An 18,207-nucleotide genomic window follows, 5' to 3' on the forward strand; every position below is an offset into this window, starting at 1 on the left:
GTCTCACCGTCGGCAGGTCCGGAGCGTGAGGGTCCGGAACGACATCGCCCGTACACTTTCGGACATGCCGACTGTCGCACTGCTGGCCGCCGGTCACCTGCTGCACTTCGAACTCGCGGTGGCCTACGAGATCTTCGGCAATCCCCCGCGCGAGGCCGCGGAGGCCTGGTACGACGTCCTGCTCTGCGGGCCGGGCCCGCTGCGGGTCGGCCCGTTCCTGGTCGAACCCGACCACGGGCTGGAGCGGCTGGCCGAGGCCGACACGGTGATCGTGCCCGCGTGCGCCGACGTCGACGAGCCGCCACCCGCCGAGGTCGTCGAGGCCGTCCGCGCCGCCCACGCGGCGGGCGCCCGGGTCGCGTCCCTGTGCACCGGGGCGTTCGTGCTCGGCGCCGCGGGCCTGCTGGACGGCCGGCGCGCCACCACCCACTGGGCACACGCCGCGGAGTTGAGCGCCCGTCACCCGCTGGCGGTGGTCGACCCGGACGTGCTCTACACGGACAACGGCAGCGTACTGACGGCCGCCGGCAAGGCCGCCGCCGTGGACCTCTGCCTGCACCTGGTGCACCTCGACCACGGCGCCGCGATCGCCAACTCCGTCGCCCGCCGCCTCGTCATGCCGCCGCACCGCCCCGGCGGCCAGGCCCAGTTCGTGGCCACGCCGGTCCAGTCCTCGGGCGACCACACGCTCTCCCAGCTGCTCGCCTGGGCGCAGCAGCGGCTGGACCAGCCGCTGACGGTGACCGACCTCGCCCGCCGGGCGAACACCAGCCCGCGCCACCTCGGACGGCAGTTCCGGTCCGTACTCGGACAGAGCCCGCTCCAGTGGCTGCTGACCCAACGCGTCCGCCGCGCACAGGAGTTGCTGGAGTCCACGGACGAGAGCGTCGAGGCGATCGCCGTCGCCACCGGCATGGGCACGGCGACGACGCTCCGGCGTCAGTTCAAGCGGGTCGTCGGGGTCCCGCCCGCCAGCTACCGGCACTCGTTCCGCAGCGCACGGCCCGCCTGACCGGCCGACGCGCGCGGCGGCGGGGCGGGTCGGCCGCGGCGGGTCGGCCCGTCCGGCGTCCCGAGGCACCGACCTACCGACCTTCCGGGCTACCGGGCCAACAGCGTCTCGGCGACGGCCCGCTGGACCGGGGCGACGACGTCCTCGCCATCCTCGACGTCCCACAGGGCGTTCTGGAGGACCCGGCCGAGCGTCCAGCCGACGGCGCGCGGGCGGTCGAGGGCGAGGCGGTCCGTCATCAGGTCGAAGCGGCGGCGCAGCGCGCGCGGCAGGTCGCCGGTGGCGGTGAGGTCGGTCCAGCGGTTCCCGAGGGCGGGGAGCAGCTCGAAGCCGGGATCGCCGGCGAGCGGCTTGGGGTCGATGGCGAGCCAGGCCGCGCGACCGTCCGGCCCGGACGGGGCGAGCACGTTGTCGTAGTGCAGGTCCCAGTGGAGCAACCGGTCGCCGGGCTCGGACCTGACCTCGCGGACGGCGGCGGCGCAGTCGGCGAGCAACCGGCGGTCGGCCGGGTCGGCGAGTCCGGCGAGCGCCTCCGGGACGTCGGCCAGCATCGCGTCGGTGACGTCCGCCAGGGTGCGCATGCCGTCCGGTGCCTGATGGCGCGTCAGTTCCGCGAGCAGTGCGGCGATCTCACCGACGGCGACCAGGTCGTCGGGCTCGGCGCTCAACGAGCGGGCCGGGTCGAGGCGCTCCAGCAGCATCGACCCGGTCGTCGGGTCGTGGTCGAGCAGCCGGACGGCGCCCCGCCCGCCCCAGGCGCGGAGGGCGACCGGCTCGCCGGCCGTCTCCTCGTCCACGGGCTGGAGCTTGAGTGCGGCGCGGGTGCCGTCGGCGCGGCGGACCGGGAGGACGAGGCCGACCGCACCGTGCGCGACCGGCCCGTCGGGGCGGAGCGACCAGCGGTCCATGAGCTCGTCGGCGAGGGCGGGGAGCCCGGCCGCCCAGCTGCGGCCGGGTTCCCCGAGGAAACCGTCGAGCGAGGCGGTCAGGGCCTCGGGGACGCGGATCACCATGCCGGACGACTCCCTCGGTCGGAGGACGGCCGGGCGCTCAGGTGCGGCGCGCCAGCCCGGCCGCGGCGACGGCCGCGAACCCCTCCGGATTATCGAGCATGATGTTGTGCCCGCAGTCCGGGACGGCCGCGAGCACCACCCCGGCCTCGCGGAGTCGATCCGCTCCGGGGTAGGCGCCGTCCTCGGCCGGGTGGAGGAAGGTGCGCGGCAGATCGAGTCCGACCAGCAGCTCGCGGACGGTCGGGACGGTGCCCCGGGAGCGGTGGACGGCGCTGCGGTGGAGCGCCTCGGGACCGGCCAGCCGCATGGTCGCCCACCAGAACGGGCCCGCCCACTCGGCCACCTGCTCGTGGCCGCCGGCCAGGAACTCCTCCTCGGTGAAGCTGGCGAGGCCGCTGCTGCCGGGGCCCCGCACGGGAGCGGCCGGGTCGATGGCGGCGTCGACCAGGACGAGGCTGGCGACCAGCCCGGGGTGCCGGTGGGCCAGCACCACCGCGACCGCGCCGCCCATGCTGTGGCCGACCACCTCGACCCGGGTCAGGCCCGCCGCCCGGACCGCCGTGGCGACCGCGTCGGCGTGGTCCTCCATCGTGTACGCGAAGTCGGTGGGCCGGTCGCTGATCCCGAAGCCGAGCAGGTCGAGCAGGAGCGAGCGGCGGCCGGTGAGCAGCGGGTGGGCCGCCGCCGCGGCGAAGTAGACGGGCGAGCTGGAGCCGAGGCCGTGCAGGTAGAGGCGGGCGGGTTCGGCGCCGGGGACCTCGACCCAGCGGATCCGGTCGCCGTTCGGGGTGACGGTGGCTTCGCGCACGATCGTGCTCCTCGCTCGGTTCTGTGGCGTGACGAGACAGACCATACCTCGGAGTCGAGGTATAGCGACACCGATATATCTGCGCCGGTGTCTGAGAGAGTGGCCCCATGCTCAAACTCGCGATCCTGGGGTTCCTCCACGACCGGCCGCTGCACGGTTACGAACTGCGCCGGCACCTGGCGGCCCTCACCGGGCACGTGCGGCCGATCAGCGACGGCACGCTCTATCCGGCGATCAAGCGACTGGAGGCCGACGGCCTGCTCGTACGCACCGCGGAGCCCGGCGCGGCGGCCGCCCCGCGGCACACGCTCCGGCTGACCGACGCCGGGCGGGCCGCCCTGCTCGACCGGCTCCGCGCCCCGGAGGAGCTGGACATCAGCGACGAGAACCGCTGGTTCGCCACCCTGGCGTTCCTGCGCCACCTCGACGCCGAACCGGCGGCGCAGGCCGCGGTGCTCCGCCGCCGCCTGGCCTTCCTCAGCGAGCCGGCCAGCTTCTTCTACGACGGCACCCGCCCGGTCGGCGCCGAGGAGGTCGACGACCCGTTCCGCCGAGGGATGCTGCTGATCGCCCGCGCCACCACCGCGGCCGAACTGGACTGGCTGCACGCCACCCTCGCGGAGCTCGACCGGGCCCACTGACCGACCCGGCGCCGACCGCCGACCGCGCGGAACGGCCGCGGCCCGCACCTGCTCCCGGGAGGAGGTGCGGGCCGCGGCCGTTCGACCGGGCGGCGTCGGCAGCGCCGTCGGCGCACGTCAGTGCCCGTGGTGGGCGTGGACCACCGCATGGCCACGGCCCCGGCCGATCATCCACTTGTTGACCGGGACGGTCAGCACGAAGGCGAGGAGCAGCGCGCCGGCCAGTGCGAGCCAGAACAGGACGTCGCCGAGGCCGGCGTCCATCGCACCCGGGACGGTCATCATCACGGTGTTGTCGATCAGCTCCATGACGAGGATCGACACGGTGTCGGCGGCCAGCGCGACCTTCACCGCGGCGCGGACGTCGAGGCCCGCCCCGAGCACGCCGCGCATGGTGAGCGCGTAGCCGAAGACGAAGGCCAGCGCGACCGAGAGCGCCACGGTCGCGCCGTTGTGCAGGCCGAGCGCGGTGCCGATCACCATGCCGAGGACCTCGCCGATCGCACACCCGGTGAGGCAGTGCAGGGTGGCCCGGGCGGCGGTCCGCCAGCTCGCGCCACCGGCGCCGTGCGCGTGCCCCGCGTGACCCGCGTGCCCCGCGTGACCCGTGTGGCCGGCAGGTTCCGAGTGGCCCATCTCTCCAGTGTGACCCGGGCGGCCTTCGCCGACCCGGTGGCCGTCGTGGTGCCCGTGGTGCCCGTGGTGCTCGTGGTCCACGTGCTGCGGATGCTCGTGTCGGGCGGGGTGTGTCATGTCGTCCTCCGCTGTGCTCGGTCGCTCTGCGCTTCCCGGTTCCGCCGGTGAATGTATACCCCCTAGGGGTATACGACAACCATGGATCGGCCCACCCTCTTCCCGCCCCCGCCCGATCGTGTTCGGATGGATCGCATGGCTGACGAACGACGCACGGGATACGACGGGACCGGCCCGGGGGCGATCACGCCGGACGGCTGCGCGGTCGAGATGTACGGGCGACTGCTGCCCAACGGCGAGCCGGAGGTGATCGGGCGCGCCGTTCCGGCCGGCGCGAGCATCCTCGAACTCGGCTGCGGCGCGGGCAGGATGACGCATCCGCTGCTGGACCTCGGGTTCCGGGTGACGGCGGTGGACGAGTCGGCCGAGATGCTGGCCCGGGTGCACGGAGCGCGGACCGTCCGCAGCACGATCGAGCGGCTGGACCTCGACGAGCGGTTCGACGTCGTCCTGCTCGCGTCGTTCCTGGTGCACGCCGGCGACCCGGCGGTCCGCCGCGGACTGCTGGACACCTGCCGGCGGCACGTCGCGGCGGACGGCTGCGTGCTGCTCCAGCGCGAGGGCGAGGACTGGCAGCGCGACGTGCCCCGCGAGCGGCCGCTCCCACCGGACGGGCTGGTGCGGGTGGCCTCGGCCACCCCGGTCGGGGACGGCGTCGCCTCCGTCCACGTCGAGTACGAGTTCCCGGACGCGCGGTGGACCCAGACCTTCCTCTCCCGGCCGCTCGACACGGCGCAGTTCGAGGGGGCCCTCGCCGAGGCCGGGCTGGCCGTCGAGTCCTACCTCACCGAGGACCGGATCTGGGTTCGGGCCCGTCCTGTCGCCGGCTGAACGCCCGCCCGCCGCGTGCGGCGCCCGGCGGAGGTCGGCCCGGGCGGAGGTCGGCCGGGGCGCTGCACGCAGCGGCGGGGGCGAGCGTCGGCCCGTCACCTGAACGGCGTAGCATCAGGCGCACGCCGGGCCCGCGCGCGGCCCGAGCGCCGGGCGGGACCGGTGGTTCGCCTGCCATCGGACCGTGCCACTCGCATGCGCCGGCCGCACACCGCAGGGGCCCGTTCCCGCACCGACCAACAAGGACCGCTGAATGCGCATCGAGCGACGGATACCCCTGGCGGGTGTCCGGTGATCGAATGGTTCCACGGGGCCGTCCTCGGCCTGATCCAGGGGCTCACCGAGTTCCTGCCGATCTCGTCCAGCGCCCACCTCCGGGTCTTCCCCGCCCTGCTGGGCTGGCAGGACCCGGGTGCTGCGTTCACCGCCGTGACGCAGCTCGGCACCGAGACCGCGGTGCTGATCTACTTCCGCCGCGACATCGCCTCGATCGTGAAGACCTGGACGCTCTCGCTGTTCCGGCCGGCGCTCCGCTCGCACCAGGACGCCCGGATGGGCTGGTTCGTGATCATGGGCACCCTGCCGATCGGCATCCTGGGCAAGCTCTTCCAGGACACCATCGAGAATGACCTGCGCGACCTGCGGATCATCGGCACCACGCTGATCGTCTTCGGCATCGTCCTGGCGATCGCCGACCGGACCAGGGCCGTCCGGCACGCCAAGCCGATCACCGACCTGACCCTCCCGCACGCGGCCGGCTACGGCCTGGCCCAGGCGCTCGCGCTCATCCCCGGCGTCTCCCGCTCCGGCGGCACGATCAGCGCCGGCCTGCTGCTCGGCTACAGCCGCGAGGCGGCAGCGCGCTACTCGTTCCTGCTGGCGATCCCGGCCGTGCTGGCCTCCGGCGTGCTGGAGCTGTTCAAGATCGGCGAGGGTCCGGCTCCGGCCTGGGGACCGACCATCCTGGCCACCGCGATCGCCTTCGTGGTCGGCTACGCGGCGATCTCCTGGTTCCTGAAGTACATCTCGAACAACAGCTTCATGCCGTTCGTGGTCTACCGCATCGCGCTCGGGATCCTGATCATCGTCCTGGTGTCCGTCGGTACCCTGACGCCCGACGCCGGCGTGGTGGCCAAGTGACCTCCCACCGGCAGGGTCGCGGCCGCAGGTAGAACCGCGTTCCACCGACGAACGACGGAGCGGGCCGGTCCACCTCACCAGGTGGGCCGGCCCGCTCCGTCATGACGAACCGGTCGCGACGAACTCGTCGTCACCGACGCCTACCGGCTCCGCTCCCGGGCGGCCGTCAGCCTGCCCCGGACGGCGGCATGGACCTCGGCCTCCTCGGCCGGATCGGCGGCGAGACGGCGCAGGCGCTCCAGCACGCGGGCGTCGCCGGTGGTGGCGACGTGCCTCGCGGCGAGCTCCCGGGTGGACTCCTCGCAGTCCCAGAGGCACTCGACGGCCGGCCCCTCGGGGAAGTGCACGTCGGTCACGGCGAGCGCCCGGGCGGCGCGGCCGCGCAGGTCGGAGGAGGCGGACTCCCCGTAGATGTGGCGCAGGACCGGGACGGCTGCGGCGGCGGTCAGCCGCCCCGCACCGTCGACCAGCGTCCCGAGCCCGGCACCGGCGCCGGCCACTCCGCGGACCGAGATCCACCGGCGCAGCCCGGCCACCACCAGCGGGCCGTCGGCGGGCTCGCCCGCGTCGGCCAGCAGCTGGACGGCGGCCTCGCCGAGGGCGCTGTCGGCGCCGCCGGTCGCCGGGTCGGCCCAGCGGCGGGCGTGCACCAGCGCCTCCGGGCCGCGCATCCGGCCGATCAGCTCCAGGGCGAACCGGACCAGCCGGTCGTCCACGTCGGAGGCGGCCGCCTCGATCAGGTCGGCCGCGGCCGGGTCCCGCTGGTCCACCAGGTGCCGCAGGGCGGCCCGGCGCGCGCCGGGCAGTCCGGAGCGGGCGGCCTCCAGCACGGCGGGGCGGTCCTCGGGCCGGACCACGGCGGTCAGGCAGCGGGCGGCGGCGGCGGCCCGGCGGTCCACGGCGTCGGGGCCGGTGGCGTCACGGCCGTCCCGCAGGTCGTAGGCCGGCTCGGTACGGTCCGGCCGGCCGGCGAAGGCGGTGGCGCGCAGGCTGCCGAGTTCTCCCTGGTCGGCCCAGGCGAGCACGTCGGCGGTGGACCAGCCCGGGGTGACGCCGCTGCGGTTCAGCTGGCGCTGCCAGAGGTCGAAGGGGGACTGCTCGCCGGCCGCCGCGACCCGCGGGTGGTACGCCGCCCAGAGCCGCCAGGGCCGGGGCTCGTAGGCGGACCGGATGGTCTCCCGCAGTTCGGCGTCGCCCTCGGGGCCCGGCGCGAAGCGGTCCAGTACGGCGGTGCCGAGCAGCAGCAGGCCGCGGTCGTCGTCGCGCAGCGCGAGCTCGTCGAGGGCCCAGGCCCAGTTGGTGCCGGTGGCGGCGTACTCGCGGAGCATCAGCAGCGCGTCGCGCCGGCCGTACGCGGCGAGGTGGCCCAGGACGGAGAGCGCGAGGCCGGTCCGGGACTCGTCCTCGTCGAGGAGGTCCTCCGGTGAGTGCAGGTGGTCCTCGATGCCGTCGAGCGGCGCCTCCAGTTCCATGTAGAGGCGCGCGTAGTAGAGGGAGCGGTTCTCGACCTGCCAGTCGGCTCTCGGATCCCTGGTGACGCACTCCTCCAACGCGGCGATGGCCTCGGTGCGGTCGGCGGCCAGCGCATGGAGCTGCCCGTCACCGCGACCTCGCTGAAGGAGGCCGAGGAGGCTGGCACTAGGTGCTATCACTGGCTCGAACATGAGGTCAGCATCCGTTGCGGCGGTCGTAGTGGCAACGGGATTTCCGTCGCCGGGGTCTCTGGTGGGTACTGCGGTGGGCGCCCGGGCGCCGGAATCACCGAAGGTTACCGCCTCGGGCACCCCGCCGCACACAGGGCGACCGACCCTTTGTGCGCACTGGCATATGCCGGGGGAAATTTGCCTGCGTTCTGTCCAAATCGCCCACGAGGGTGATGCCGCTGTGCGACAGTCGACTTCACCATCCGGCCGGCCCGCCCATCACCTCGGGACGATTGGACTTGCCATGATCATGCCAAACACCGTCACCCGCCCACCCCGCGCCGCCGGTGCCACCACGCCGGCCGCCGTGACGGCCGAGACCGGAGCGCCCGGCGCGAGGACTGCGGCCGGCGGCCCGGCCGGCGGGGACGGCCCGGCGCACGGGGACGGCCAGCCGGGCGGCGACGGCCCGGCGGGCGAGAGAGTGGACGGCACCACGCAGGCGCCGCCCGACTCCGCCACCGTCGGCTCGGCCGAGTGGGACCTGCTCACCGACGACGCCCGGTGGTCCGCCGACGCCTACCGGCTGCTCGGCTGCGACCCGGGCCGCGGCCCGCTCAGCCTGGACCGCCTGCCCGACCGGCTGGACGAGGCCGACCGCCCCCAGCTGCGCCGGATGATGACCGACGCCCTGGTCCACGGACGGCACGCCTTCGGCACCCTCCAGGTCCGCCGCCCCGGCGGCGGGCACGACACGGTCGAGTACACCGGCGAGCCCGTGGTCGGCACCGACGGCACCGTGACCGCCCTGCGCATGCTGCTCCGCCGGGCGCACTCCTCCTAGAGCGTGCCTGTCGGACAGGCTCCGGTCCGCTCCCCCGCCCGGCAGACGGCGGCCGGCGGGCAGGCACCCGACACGGCGACCCACGGGCGGACCGATCATCGGACAGCGCGACCGTCGGGACAGCTCGCCCCTCGGGCAGCGGGGCAGCGAGCCCCTCGGGCAGCGGGCCCCTCAGCCGATCCGGCCCTGAAGCGGCCCGGCTCCGAACCGGGTCGGCCCCGAGGCAGCCGGCTCTCGGACGGCGCGGCTCTCAGGCGGGCCGCGGCCGGTTCGTCGCGTCCGCCGACCGCAGCTCCCGCCCCAGCTCGGCCCTGAGCTCGTCCACCGCCGGGACCCCCCGGTAGCGCGCGGTCAGCCGGTACATCTCCCGCAACCGGTCCCAGGTCCGGTGCGAGGAGTTCTGGCCGATCAGGTTCATCACCATCTTCACCTGGAAGTCCGCCGCGTCCGGCTCCCCCGTGATCCAGTGCACCGAGGCCAGCGTGATGCGGTCGAACAGCGCCGAACGCAGCTGCCCCGTACCCTCGCGCAGCGCGATCACCCGCTCGGCGTGCCGGCGCGCGTCCGCCGCGGCCGACGCGTCGTGCTCGGCGAGCGTCCGCAGCACCAGCGCCTGCATCCCGCGCAGCTCCGCCTCGTCGAAGACCTGCATCCAGGACGGCGGCGGACCGGTGACCTCCTCGGCGAAGAGGTCCTCGGCCTCCCCGAGGAGCCGCCGGGTCGCCTGCGCGTGCCCGATCGAGGCGTGCGCCCAGGCCTCCACGGTGTTCAGCATCGCCCGGGTCCTGGGCAGCATCCGGCCACCGCCGCCCGACTTGGCCGCCGCCATCAGGTCGATCGCGTCGTCGGCCCGCCCGAGGTGGACCATCTGCCGGGCCGCCCGGGAGATCGCCTCCCCCGCGCGCGGCCGGTCGCCCGCCTCCTTCGCCGCCTCGGCGGCGAGCAGGAAGTACTTCTGCGCGGTCGGCTCCAGGCCGACGTCGTGCGACATCCAGCCGGCCAGCACCGCGAGGTTGGCCGCGACCAGCCACAACCGCTGCTCCACGGCGGCGCCGTGGCGGTGCGTCAGCAGGCCGCCCACCTCGTTGAGCTGGCCGACCACCGCCTTCCGCTGCAGGCCGCCGCCCCGGGCCGCGTCCCAGGCCCGGAACACCTGGACCGAGCGCTCCAGCGCCTCCACCTCGCCGGGCCCCACCGGGCCCGCGTCGTACAGGTCCACCACCGGGCGGGCGCCGCCCTGGGCGACCACCGGTCTCGGGCCGGGCGCCGAGGCCGCGTACGCGACCGCGTCCCCGCCCAGCCAGCCCTTCAGGGAGTCGGCGACGACCGCCCCGGCCGTGAGCGCAGCACCCGCGCCCACCAATCCACGTCGGTTCAGCATGAGGTCCATTCCCGTGAACTCGGTGAGGACCGCGGCCGTTCGATCCGGCTCCCATAACGACGAGATGGCGGACTGCGCCGCTCCGTTCCTGGTGGGCCGGTGTCGTTCCAGACCGAGGTCCTCAGTGGTGACGACACGGCCGAGCCGCTCCGTGAACACAGCTGCCAGCACCCTCGGCACCGGGTCGCGCGGGACCTCGCCCTGCTCGATCCAGCGCCGGACCCGCGAGGTGTCGGTGGACAGCTGCTGCTGTCCCATCGCGGCACCACGCCGGTTGACCAGCCGCGCGAGCTCGCCCTTCGACCATCCGGTCAGGACGAACAGATCGGCGAGTCGGGTGTTGGGTCCCCTGCTCACGTGAAGCCCCCAGGTTCCTCGGCTGGTTCGAGGCTAGAGGCTCCGTCATGTGCCAGGCGAGCATTCGCCAGGCTTCGCCAGGGCCCGCCACATTACCAACCACCGGCATTCGGGTGTGATGTAGAGGTGCGCCACCCCGACCCCCGGGTCGGGCGGTGTTCCAGGCCCTGGAGGGGTTCCCCCCTTCGGGTCGCGGAACGTCCCCGGTTCTCACCCGAGGGGGTGGCGCGGCCGGGTGGCGCGGGGGCGCCGGGCACGGCCACGGCAGTACCGGCCGACCGCATTCCCCAGGGTGCGGACGGCCGGTCCACCGCCGCAGCACGGGGTTTCGACCCCGGCGTCCGTGCCCGGAGCCCGCGCACCACCCACCGGACCGAGCAAGGGCCGCCGTCACGCCAGGAAGCACGCGGCACCGGCCCTCCCCGCACCGGCGGGGCTCACCCGCAGACGGACAGGAAGGAACCTCCCTCACCCCATGTACTCCTCAGCGACCTCCCCGACGCCGACCGCGACCCGCGCGGCGCTGCGCCCCCCCACCGCAGCCACCGGCCGTCCCGGACCGAAGCAGGTGCCGCCGACCCGGCCCGCCGCCCCCCGCGGCGCCGACGGCCGGTCCGCGGACCCGCGGGGCCAGGCCGCCCGGACGGCGCTGGGCCTGCGGGCGCCGGATTCCGCCCTCCCCGTCGGCACCCGGGCGCCCGGCGCGCGGATCCCCGCCGCCCGCCCCGGCGACGGCCGGATGCTGCGCCCGCCGCTCCGCCCCGGCCAGTCCGGCGTCCAGGAACGGATCGACCCCGCGGCGCTGCAGACCCCCGCCGTACGGGCCGCGCTCGCCGGTGTCGCCCGGATATGCCCCGCGTTCACCCCTCGCCAGGTGCTGCGTGAGGGGAGCCGCCACATCCTGGTGGCGGGCACCATCGGCCGCGCGCCGGTGGTGGCCAAGTGCCTGGCCCCGCAGGCGGTGCGGAGCGAGCACTTCGAACAGCTGGTGAGCGACTTCCACCACGAGGTCGCGGTCTACCGGGCGTTCGTCCGGCACCGACCGCCGGTGCGGCTGCCCCGTCTGGTGGCGGCCGACCACGACCGCTGCGTGCTCGTCATGGAGCGCGTTCCCGGCCGTCCGGCCGCCCGCGAGCGCCACCCGGTCAACGCGCCCACCCCGGGCGAGGTCCGGGCGCTGCTCACCGCCGTCCGGACGCTCAACCTCTGGCGGCCTCCGACCGACGTGTTCCAGCCACGGCTGGACTACCAGTTGGAGATCGCCCGGTACCACTCGGTGGGCCAGCTCACCGACCGGGACGCCGGCGACCTGCGCGGCCTCCTGCACGGGCTCGGCCACGTCCCGCTCCAGCTCTGCCACGGGGACGCGCTGCTCAGCAACATGCTGCTGGCGCCCTCCGGTCCGGTGCTGGTCGACTGGGAGCAGGCCGGCTGGTACCTGCCGGGGTACGACCTGGCGGTGCTGTGGAGCGTGCTCTCCGGGGACACCGCGGCCCGCCGCCAGATCAGCCAACTCGCCCAGAGCGGCGGCACGATGGCCCGGGACGCGTTCCTGGTCAACCTGGTCCTCGTGCTGATGCGGGAGATCCGGCTCTACGACGTGCCGGGCGCCGGCGAGGAGCAGCGGATCATGATCCGGCGGCTCTACGACGACGCCGCGCTGGCCCGCCGCGCGGTCCGGGCGGCCGTCGGCACCCGCTGAGCGGGCCGGTCCCCCTGCTCAGGGCCGGGCGCCGCGCTCCAGCGCCGCCCGGCCTGCGGCCTCCAGGACGGCCTCGTCCGGGGCCAGGTGGACCCGGCTGCTCAGCACGTCGCGCAGGTAGCGCTCCAACGGGTGACGCCGGCTCAGGCCCGGGTTGCCGGTGAGCGAAACGGCCTGCTGGACGGCCGAGATGGCGGCCCGGGAGGCCAGCAGATGGGCCGGCCCGGTACGGGCGACCGCGTCCGGTTCGGCCCGGTCCACCCGCGGGGCCAGCCCGTGGACGAGTTCCTCCGCGCCGATCAACTGGGCCTCGATCTCCCCCAGCGCGGAACGGTACCGGGGCAGGCTGCCGAGCGGCTCGGTCAGATTGGCCGGAGTCCGCTGGTGCAGGAAGCGGACCAGCCAGTCCTGGGCGGAGCGGGCGACCCCGACGGCCACCGCGGAGAGCGCCAGATCGTGCCAGGCGCGGCTGAGTTCGGCGGCCGGTACGGCCTCGGCGGCGGCTCCGGGAGCGGCGGCCCCGCCCTTCACGGTTCCACCCTTCGGCGGGGTGAGGCCCAGCGCGAGTTCCGCCGGGACGTGCACCTCCTCCAGGACCACGTCGTGGCTCGCGCTGGCGCGCAGGCCGAGCTGGTCCCAGGTCGGGTCGATCTCCAGGCCCTCGCTCTCGCCGCGGACCAGGAAGGTGCCGATCCGGGGCACCGGTTCGTCGGTCCGCGCGGTCACCGCCATCCAGGCCAGCGCCTCGGCGCCGGTGCAGTAGGTCTTCCGGCCGCTGAGCAGCCAGCCGTCGCCGTCCCGCCGGGCGATCGTGGCGGGCGGCGCCCCGGTCCGGCCGCCGGGCTCCACGCGCAGGGTGTTGACCAGCGCCGGGCCGCGTCGGGACTCGTTGAGAAGCCGCCGGTAGCCGGCCGTCGGCCAGCCCGCCACTCGTGCCTGTTCGGCGTGCTGGAGCAGGGTGAACGCGGTGACCACGGCCACCGAGGCGTCCCCCCGGCCGAGTTGGGCCAGCACCCGGACGGTGTCGGCGAGCGTGCCGCCGGGGCCGCCGTACCGCCGGTCGACGGTCAGCGTGAGCAGCCCGGCCTCGTGCACCGCCTCGATGCCCTGGTACGGGAAGGTGGCGTCGCGGTCGTGCTCCTCGGCCCGCGCGGCCAGCAGATCGACGACCCGGGGCAGTCCGGCGAGCGCGGCCGCGACAGGCGACTGGGCGGCGGGTGACTGGTCGGCAGCGGTGGTGGTCATGGTGCTGGTGCCTCCGGGCGGCAGCGTGGGCTCGGCATCTGCGGGCGGCACGCCGGACTGGCGCGCGGTACCGGTGGGCGGCCCCGGAGGTCAGCGGAACGCCCGCCCCCGGATCGGCGCCGACCGCTCGGCCGGCCGCCCGCCGCCTCGGGGACGAATCCCCCTCAGTAGCCCGGACACGCAGCGCTGGCGGTACGCCGCAGGTCGAGATAGCTGCGGCGGGTCAGCAGCGGAAGACGGCACGACATGTTCGCGACTGTACGAAGCCGTGATCGAAACCGTCAAGCAGCGCCCGTGGGCCGGAACGGGCCACCCGGCGGTGCACCGAACGGGAAGCGGAACCCTGCCCTCCGGGGCAGGGTTCCGGCGACCGATCAGCCCTGCTGGAACATGTCCGCGGGCAGCGGCTTGAGCAACTGGTAGAGGTCGTCCGAAATCGGTCGGTCCCAGGAGGCGATGGTGACCTGCACTCCGTCGCTCCGGCCGAACTGGGAGCAGAACACCCGGCCCTCGCTGACCTTGACCTTCTTCACGATGAGCAGGTCGTCCCCGAGCAGGACCGGGAAGTCCTCCGCCGAGACGAACTCGACCGGTTCCTCGTCCTCCAGGGCCGCGAGCAGCTGCCGGACCTCGAAGGGCACGCTGTCCCCGGTGTCCCGGGCCGGCGATCCCTCGGGGAGATTGCCGATGAACATCGCCGGTCCTCTGCCGCCGAACAGGTCGTAGCGCAGGAAAATCCCCTGGCAGGAGCCGTCGGGACCGGTCATCATGGCCGCACCGAAGTCACCGGGCCAGTCGCCCGGATCCATGGCGAGCACGTCGAAGTCCGGGCCGGTGGGCTGGCCGGAGCGACGGCGGAGAAAAGACATGGGAACATCGTACGTGCCAAGCACACCACGCTCACGGGGTGGGTGGGGCGCCGGACGGAGATCCACGCTCAGAGACCAATGTTGACTCTGAGCAACCGTCCGGGCTACGTTCGGTTCAGCACGACAGCCGTTCTGGGTTTCACCCTTCGGGGGGACGGCATGTCGCAACGCGGCCCTACACGCGTATCCCTCACTGTGCACACCGTCGTGCCGAAGTGCCGAGCACCCAGCTTCGTCGTCGCACACAGCACAGCACACAAGCCAACAGTTCCATGCACACAAGCAAGGTCCGCGGGGCCCCGGCCCGTCGCTCCCGTGGACCTGCTCGGGACGCCGCCGCGTGGGGGCGTGCGGGTCCCGAGCACAGGCACCGGTCTCCGAGTAGCTCTCGGTTCCGGCGCCACACCTCCCGGCGACTGCCGGCCCTTCGGGGCCGGGACCGGCCGACGCACCCCGGTGCGCAGGGGATGACTGGGAGGAAGCCCGGCAGCGCTGTCGGGTTACACAGCAGGCGCCGTGTCTGGCCGCGTGGGGGCGGTGGGCACGGCGTCTGTCTGTGCTCATACTCTGAGCTGCGTTTGTCTAACAGTCAACAGAAATTATGACGGCGCGCGCTCAAATGTGATCAGAAAGATGACCAGCAGAGACCTTGGTGCCGACCCGGGGGTCCGGGCCGGCACCGGACGCGGTCCGAACCTCCCCCGAAGGGGCCGGACACCCGGTCGCGGCGCCCGGTCCGACGGACCGGTCCGGCCGCCGGCCGGAACCGCCCGGACCTCAGGTGAGGTCGAACTCGCCGTCCCGCGCACCGAGCACGAAGGCCCGCCACTCGGCCGGTGTGAACACCAGGACCGGGCCGTCCTCCTGGCGGCCGTCCCGCATCCCGATGTAGCCGTCCACGAAGGCGATCTGGACGTCCCCGACACCCTGGCTGCTGCACAGCCAGGTGGCCCCCGCGAAGTCCACCTTCGGCTTCCCGTTCACGCCGAGCTCCACGGGCTCCACCGCATCCACCTCGGTCCCGCTGTTGGCTGCCACCACTGGTCTCTCCTCCCGACGGCCTGGACGGGCCCAGCCTAGTCACGGTCGCCGCCCCGGTCAGCGGGATGCCCGGGACTCCCCCGGCCGGGGCCGACAGCCTGTCAGCCGGCCCGCCACCGCCCCGGCTGTGCCAGGGCGTGTCCCGCACGGACGGGCGGCGGGCGAGCTGCCAGAGTGTGGAACGCCCCCACCGCCCCCGCCCCGCCACACTCCCCCAGGAGCAGCCGATGAGCCGCCGGGACGGCACCCGCGCCGATGTCATCCCCATCTCCGAGGCTCCCTCGGCCCACCCTCCGGCGCCCCGCACCCCGCCCGGCCGCACGCCGCTGCCCCGGCCGGCCCCGGGCCGCCCGCCCGCACACGGCCGGGTGGGCATCGTCCTGGTCTCGCACAGCCAGGAGCTGGCCGCCGCCGTCCGGGCCATGGCGCTCTCGCTCGCCGACTCCGACTCGCCCGCGCCGGTCGCCGCGACCGGCGGGGACCTCGTCGACGGTCCCGGCATCAGCGCGGTGCTGGTGGCCGCCGCCACCCGCCGGGTCGACCAGGGGCACGGCGTGGTGATCCTGGCCGACCTCGGGAGTGCGGTCGCGACCGTCCGCGCGCTGCTCTCCGACGCGGACGAGCACGGGCTGCCGTTCCCCGTCCGGTTCGCCGAGGCCCCGTTCGTGGAGGGCGCGGTGGCCGCGGTGGCCACCGCCACGGCCGGGGGCGACCTCGCGGCCGTGCTGGACGCGGCCGAGGAGGCCTACCGCCAGCACAAGGGCTGAGCGCCGCCCCGACCGGCCGGTCCCGAGCAGCCCCGGGCGGCCCCGAGCGGTGCGGCCCCGGGTGGATCCACCGGCGGTTCCACCGGTTCAGGCGGTTCAGGCGGTTCCCGGTCCCGGCCGGTTCCGGCCGTTCTCGGCGCTCCGCCGGTTCCGGCCGTTCTCGGGGTTCCACCCCACAGCCGGTGACCGCCCGGCTACCATCGGCGCAGAACCGGCCGAGCGGGCCCGGTGGTCGGAGGGGGGAACCTCAGCCATGCGCGTGGTCGTCACAGGCGGAGCCGGATTCATCGGGGCCAACCTGGTCCGGGCCCTGCTGGACCGGCCGGAGGTGAGCCAGGTCCGGGTCGTGGACGACCTCTCCACCGGTCACAAGGGCAACCTCGCCGGGACGGGGGCGGTCCTCTTCGAGGGCACCGTCCTGGACCGCGCGCTGCTGGACGAGGCCCTCTCCGGCGCCGACGCGGTGGTCCACCTCGCCGCGCTGCCGTCCGTCCCGCGCTCGGTGGCCGACCCGCTGGCCAGCCACCACGCCAACGCCACCGGCACCCTGGAGGTCCTGGAGGCCGCCCGCCGGGCCGGCGGGCCGTACGTGGCCGCCGCGTCGTCCTCCTCCGTCTACGGCGCCAACCGCGAGCTGCCCAAGCGGGAGACCATGCGGACCGCGCCGATGAGCCCGTACGCGGTCAGCAAGCTGGCCACCGAGGCGTACCTCGCGGCCTACCACCACTGCTACGGGCTGGGCGTGCTGCCGCTGCGGTTCTTCAACGTGTTCGGCCCGCTGCAGCCAGCCGGCCACGCCTACGCGGCCGTGGTGCCGGCCTTCCTCGACGCCGCACTGGCCGGACGCCCGCTGACCGTGCACGGGGACGGCGGGCAGAGCCGGGACTTCACCTACGTCGGCACGGTCGCCCAGGTGATCAGCGACGCGGTCGTCCGCCGGGTGGTGCACGCCGATCCGGTGAACCTCGCGTTCGGCACCCGCACCTCGCTGCTGGAGCTGGTCGGCGAGCTGGAGTCGGTGCTCGGCCACCCGGTCGAGGTCGCGCACACCGAGCCGCGGGCCGGTGACGTCCGGGACTCGCAGGCCGACAACGCACGGCTGCGCGAGCTCTTCCCGGACGTCCGCCCGGTGCCGCTGCGCGAGGGTCTGGAGCAGACGGCGGCCTGGTTCCGCACGCTGTAGCCGCCGCCCGCCGCTCCGCCGCCCGCCGCTCGGGGTCCGCCGCCGCGTCAGACGCGCTCGGTGCCCTGCCAGGTGAAGACCGCCGCCGCGCGGTCCGCGAGGGAGTGGCGGATCCACCCGAGCCCCTTCTCCTCCATCGGAGGCAGCTCGTCCAGCCCGAACCAGCCGACCGCGAGCGTCTCGTCGTCGTTGATCCGCGCCTCGCCGTCCACCGGCCGGCAGTGGAAGACGAGTTCCAGGTACCGCGTCAGGTCGCCGTTGGGGTAGGTGACCTCGGGCGAGACGGTGACCGAGACCAACCGCTCGGGGACGGCGACCACGCCGCTCTCCTCCAGGCACTCGCGGACCGCGCCGTCGGCGGGCTGCTCCCCCGGGTCGAGGATGCCGCCGGGCGGCGTCCACCGCCCGTCGTCGGCACGCTGGACGAGCAGCACCCGGCCGTCGTCGTCCAGCACGACCGCGACGACGGCGCTGAGCCAGAGCATGCGGGTGCCGACCACGGCGCGCAGGTCGGCGAGGAACTCGGGAATGGCCATGCCCGGTAGCCTATCCGGGCCGTCCCGGCCTCAGGGCGCGGTTCTCCGCAGCGGTCGGGCCGGGGAGCCGACCACCACCTCGCCGGGGGGAACGTCCCTGGTCACCACGGCCGCCGCGCCGACGAAGGCGCCCGTGCCGACCCTGCGGCCCTGGAGCACCACGGCGTTCGACCCCACGGTGACGGCGTCGGCGAGCAGCACCGACCCCGAGACGTTCCCGCCCGGATAGACCGTCACCCGCTCGCCGCACACGGTGTCGTGGCCGACGGTGGCGTTGTAGTGGACCTGGCTGTGCGCGCCGAGCCGGACGCTGCTGGAGACGTACGCGCCGCCCATCACCAGGCAGCCCGGCCCGAGTACCGTCTCGGGGGCGACCAGCGCCCGGGGGTGGACCAGGGTCACCGGCTCGCCGCCCAGCCCGTCGAGCAGGGCGGCGAGCCG

At 74.8% G+C, this 18,207-nt stretch carries 17 protein-coding genes and 1 pseudogene; 8 read left to right on the forward strand and 10 right to left on the reverse strand.

Annotation, left to right across the window (positions count from 1 at the left end; all coding sequences use genetic code 11):
• The first annotated feature begins 64 nt into the window (after positions 1 to 64).
• Positions 65 to 1,012 carry a helix-turn-helix domain-containing protein gene (locus ABZY91_RS16460; protein WP_355402952.1) on the forward strand — a complete coding sequence of 316 codons (948 nt, stop codon included), beginning with the start codon at positions 65 to 67 and terminating at the stop codon, positions 1,010 to 1,012.
• A gap of 89 nt (positions 1,013 to 1,101) precedes the next feature.
• Here ABZY91_RS16460 and ABZY91_RS16465 read toward each other — a convergent pair whose 3' ends face one another.
• Together ABZY91_RS16465 and ABZY91_RS16470 are read right to left on the reverse strand one after the other, a co-directional pair.
• On the reverse strand, positions 1,102 to 2,025 hold the full coding sequence (locus ABZY91_RS16465; protein WP_355402953.1) for an aminoglycoside phosphotransferase family protein: 924 nt from the start codon (positions 2,023 to 2,025) through the stop codon (positions 1,102 to 1,104).
• A 37-nt stretch (positions 2,026 to 2,062) separates the two neighbouring features.
• Positions 2,063 to 2,833: an alpha/beta hydrolase gene (locus ABZY91_RS16470; protein ID WP_355402955.1), complete on the reverse strand. Its 771-nt coding sequence runs from the start codon at positions 2,831 to 2,833 to the stop codon at positions 2,063 to 2,065.
• A gap of 107 nt (positions 2,834 to 2,940) precedes the next feature.
• Here ABZY91_RS16470 and ABZY91_RS16475 point away from each other — a divergent pair, with 107 nt between their 5' ends.
• A complete protein-coding gene (locus ABZY91_RS16475) occupies positions 2,941 to 3,474 on the forward strand; it encodes a PadR family transcriptional regulator (protein WP_355402957.1) in 534 nt (177 codons plus the stop codon).
• A gap of 117 nt (positions 3,475 to 3,591) precedes the next feature.
• Here the strand turns inward: ABZY91_RS16475 and ABZY91_RS16480 are convergent, their stop codons facing one another.
• Positions 3,592 to 4,110, reverse strand: coding sequence for a DUF4396 domain-containing protein (locus ABZY91_RS16480; protein WP_355402959.1), 519 nt, complete (start codon positions 4,108 to 4,110; stop codon positions 3,592 to 3,594).
• Between the two features lie 252 nt (positions 4,111 to 4,362).
• Here ABZY91_RS16480 and ABZY91_RS16485 point away from each other — a divergent pair, with 252 nt between their 5' ends.
• Both ABZY91_RS16485 and ABZY91_RS16490 read left to right on the forward strand, forming a co-directional pair.
• Positions 4,363 to 5,058, forward strand: a complete 696-nt coding sequence (locus ABZY91_RS16485; protein WP_329885230.1) for a class I SAM-dependent methyltransferase — start codon at positions 4,363 to 4,365, stop codon at positions 5,056 to 5,058.
• Between the two features lie 291 nt (positions 5,059 to 5,349).
• Complete coding sequence (locus tag ABZY91_RS16490) at positions 5,350 to 6,198, forward strand: undecaprenyl-diphosphate phosphatase (RefSeq protein ID WP_355402961.1); 849 nt, start codon at positions 5,350 to 5,352, stop codon at positions 6,196 to 6,198.
• Between the two features lie 140 nt (positions 6,199 to 6,338).
• On the opposite strand, the gene ABZY91_RS16495 is transcribed toward ABZY91_RS16490, so the two are convergent.
• Positions 6,339 to 7,862, reverse strand: coding sequence for a HEAT repeat domain-containing protein (locus ABZY91_RS16495; RefSeq protein ID WP_355402963.1), 1,524 nt, complete (start codon positions 7,860 to 7,862; stop codon positions 6,339 to 6,341).
• Positions 7,863 to 8,145: 283 nt separating this feature from the next.
• On the opposite strand from ABZY91_RS16495, the gene ABZY91_RS16500 reads away from it, so the two are divergent.
• Complete coding sequence (locus ABZY91_RS16500; protein ID WP_355402965.1) at positions 8,146 to 8,685, forward strand: hypothetical protein; 540 nt, start codon at positions 8,146 to 8,148, stop codon at positions 8,683 to 8,685.
• A gap of 250 nt (positions 8,686 to 8,935) precedes the next feature.
• On the opposite strand, the gene ABZY91_RS16505 is transcribed toward ABZY91_RS16500, so the two are convergent.
• Positions 8,936 to 10,423, reverse strand: a complete 1,488-nt coding sequence (locus tag ABZY91_RS16505; protein ID WP_329949272.1) for a hypothetical protein — start codon at positions 10,421 to 10,423, stop codon at positions 8,936 to 8,938.
• A 475-nt stretch (positions 10,424 to 10,898) separates the two neighbouring features.
• Here ABZY91_RS16505 and ABZY91_RS16510 point away from each other — a divergent pair, with 475 nt between their 5' ends.
• Complete coding sequence (locus tag ABZY91_RS16510) at positions 10,899 to 12,125, forward strand: phosphotransferase (RefSeq protein ID WP_355402967.1); 1,227 nt, start codon at positions 10,899 to 10,901, stop codon at positions 12,123 to 12,125.
• An 18-nt stretch (positions 12,126 to 12,143) separates the two neighbouring features.
• Here ABZY91_RS16510 and ABZY91_RS16515 read toward each other — a convergent pair whose 3' ends face one another.
• The 3 genes from ABZY91_RS16515 to ABZY91_RS16525 form a co-directional block, all read right to left on the reverse strand.
• Positions 12,144 to 13,370 (reverse strand): acyl-CoA dehydrogenase family protein, encoded by a 1,227-nt coding sequence (locus ABZY91_RS16515; RefSeq protein WP_329885236.1) that lies wholly within the window; start codon positions 13,368 to 13,370, stop codon positions 12,144 to 12,146.
• Between the two features lie 374 nt (positions 13,371 to 13,744).
• The gene (locus ABZY91_RS16520; protein WP_329885237.1) at positions 13,745 to 14,239 is read right to left on the reverse strand and encodes a hypothetical protein; all 495 of its coding nucleotides are present in this window, start codon (positions 14,237 to 14,239) and stop codon (positions 13,745 to 13,747) included.
• 777 nt (positions 14,240 to 15,016) lie between these two features.
• Positions 15,017 to 15,235, reverse strand: a complete 219-nt coding sequence (locus ABZY91_RS16525; RefSeq protein ID WP_329885284.1) for a DUF397 domain-containing protein — start codon at positions 15,233 to 15,235, stop codon at positions 15,017 to 15,019.
• Positions 15,236 to 15,507: 272 nt separating this feature from the next.
• Here ABZY91_RS16525 and ABZY91_RS16530 point away from each other — a divergent pair, with 272 nt between their 5' ends.
• Complete coding sequence (locus ABZY91_RS16530; protein ID WP_329949275.1) at positions 15,508 to 16,047, forward strand: PTS fructose transporter subunit IIA; 540 nt, start codon at positions 15,508 to 15,510, stop codon at positions 16,045 to 16,047.
• 253 nt (positions 16,048 to 16,300) lie between these two features.
• Positions 16,301 to 17,230 carry an NAD-dependent epimerase/dehydratase family protein gene (locus tag ABZY91_RS16535; RefSeq protein ID WP_329885239.1) on the forward strand — a complete coding sequence of 310 codons (930 nt, stop codon included), beginning with the start codon at positions 16,301 to 16,303 and terminating at the stop codon, positions 17,228 to 17,230.
• A gap of 47 nt (positions 17,231 to 17,277) precedes the next feature.
• Here the strand turns inward: ABZY91_RS16535 and ABZY91_RS16540 are convergent, their stop codons facing one another.
• Positions 17,278 to 17,766 carry an NUDIX domain-containing protein gene (locus tag ABZY91_RS16540; RefSeq protein WP_355402970.1) on the reverse strand — a complete coding sequence of 163 codons (489 nt, stop codon included), beginning with the start codon at positions 17,764 to 17,766 and terminating at the stop codon, positions 17,278 to 17,280.
• A 30-nt stretch (positions 17,767 to 17,796) separates the two neighbouring features.
• Positions 17,797 to 18,207: pseudogene (locus tag ABZY91_RS16545) on the reverse strand (acyltransferase); the annotation flags it as partial.

It is taken from the genome of Kitasatospora sp. NPDC002965, assembly GCF_040611255.1.
In the GTDB taxonomy this organism is placed as follows: domain Bacteria; phylum Actinomycetota; class Actinomycetes; order Streptomycetales; family Streptomycetaceae; genus Kitasatospora.

What these genes read in the sequence shown, in the direction of transcription:
- ABZY91_RS16460 (WP_355402952.1), top strand. Translation starts at nt 65, where the DNA reads ATGCCGACTGTCGCACTGCTGGCCGCCGGTCACCTGCTGCACTTCGAA.
- ABZY91_RS16465 (WP_355402953.1), bottom strand. Translation starts at nt 2,025, where the DNA reads ATGGTGATCCGCGTCCCCGAGGCCCTGACCGCCTCGCTCGACGGTTTC.
- ABZY91_RS16475 (WP_355402957.1), top strand. Translation starts at nt 2,941, where the DNA reads ATGCTCAAACTCGCGATCCTGGGGTTCCTCCACGACCGGCCGCTGCAC.
- ABZY91_RS16480 (WP_355402959.1), bottom strand. Translation starts at nt 4,110, where the DNA reads ATGGGCCACTCGGAACCTGCCGGCCACACGGGTCACGCGGGGCACGCG.
- ABZY91_RS16485 (WP_329885230.1), top strand. Translation starts at nt 4,363, where the DNA reads ATGGCTGACGAACGACGCACGGGATACGACGGGACCGGCCCGGGGGCG.
- ABZY91_RS16495 (WP_355402963.1), bottom strand. Translation starts at nt 7,862, where the DNA reads ATGTTCGAGCCAGTGATAGCACCTAGTGCCAGCCTCCTCGGCCTCCTT.
- ABZY91_RS16500 (WP_355402965.1), top strand. Translation starts at nt 8,146, where the DNA reads ATGATCATGCCAAACACCGTCACCCGCCCACCCCGCGCCGCCGGTGCC.
- ABZY91_RS16510 (WP_355402967.1), top strand. Translation starts at nt 10,899, where the DNA reads ATGTACTCCTCAGCGACCTCCCCGACGCCGACCGCGACCCGCGCGGCG.
- ABZY91_RS16515 (WP_329885236.1), bottom strand. Translation starts at nt 13,370, where the DNA reads ATGACCACCACCGCTGCCGACCAGTCACCCGCCGCCCAGTCGCCTGTC.
- ABZY91_RS16520 (WP_329885237.1), bottom strand. Translation starts at nt 14,239, where the DNA reads ATGTCTTTTCTCCGCCGTCGCTCCGGCCAGCCCACCGGCCCGGACTTC.
- ABZY91_RS16530 (WP_329949275.1), top strand. Translation starts at nt 15,508, where the DNA reads ATGAGCCGCCGGGACGGCACCCGCGCCGATGTCATCCCCATCTCCGAG.
- ABZY91_RS16535 (WP_329885239.1), top strand. Translation starts at nt 16,301, where the DNA reads ATGCGCGTGGTCGTCACAGGCGGAGCCGGATTCATCGGGGCCAACCTG.
- ABZY91_RS16540 (WP_355402970.1), bottom strand. Translation starts at nt 17,766, where the DNA reads ATGGCCATTCCCGAGTTCCTCGCCGACCTGCGCGCCGTGGTCGGCACC.